This is a genomic window from Mycobacterium sp. 852002-30065_SCH5024008 (assembly GCF_001665645.1).
Classification (GTDB): Bacteria; Actinomycetota; Actinomycetes; order Mycobacteriales; family Mycobacteriaceae; genus Mycobacterium; species Mycobacterium paraffinicum.
Map to the genome: position 1 here is coordinate 1 of NZ_LZSZ01000119.1, position 589 is coordinate 589.

The 589-nt window shown below is 65.5% G+C and carries 1 pseudogene; it reads right to left on the reverse strand.

Annotated elements, in window-relative coordinates:
• Nucleotides 1-550: pseudogene (locus A5781_RS15725) on the reverse strand (condensation domain-containing protein); the annotation flags it as partial.
• Nucleotides 551-589 lie beyond the last annotated feature (39 nt).

Here is a 589-nt window from a genome sequence, read left to right on the forward strand (position 1 = left end):
CGGGGTCACTGAGGTCGCCCAGCTGGTCTCGTTGCCAGAGCGTGTAGTCGGCGTACTGCACCGCCAACGGCACCCAACCCGGGGCCTGACCGGCGCAGCGGGCGGCATAGGCGGTGCCTAGATCCTGTATCAGCGGGGTGATCGACCCGCCATCAGCGACGATATGATGCGCCACGGCCACCAACACATACTCATCTGCGCCGAGCCGGAAAAGCTGCGCCCGCAACGGAATCTCGACGCCCAGATCAAACCGATACCCCGCCACCGCGGCGATGGCCTCCTCGAGCCGCTCGGGCAGCCAGCCGCTGGCATCCACCACGGCCCAACCGAAATCGGCCTGCCCAGGCGGCACTACAACCTGGTGAGGGGTTCCGTCGACCGCGGGGAAGACGGTGCGCAGGCTTTCATGGCGGCCCACCACATCACCCAGCGCCACCCCCAACGCCTCCGCATCCAACTGCCCGTCCAGGCGCAGCGCCACAGGCATGTTGTAAACCGGCGACCGGCCCAACAACTGATCGATAAACCACAACCGCGACTGGGCAAACGCTGTCTCTTATACACATCTGACGCTGCCGACGATCGCATA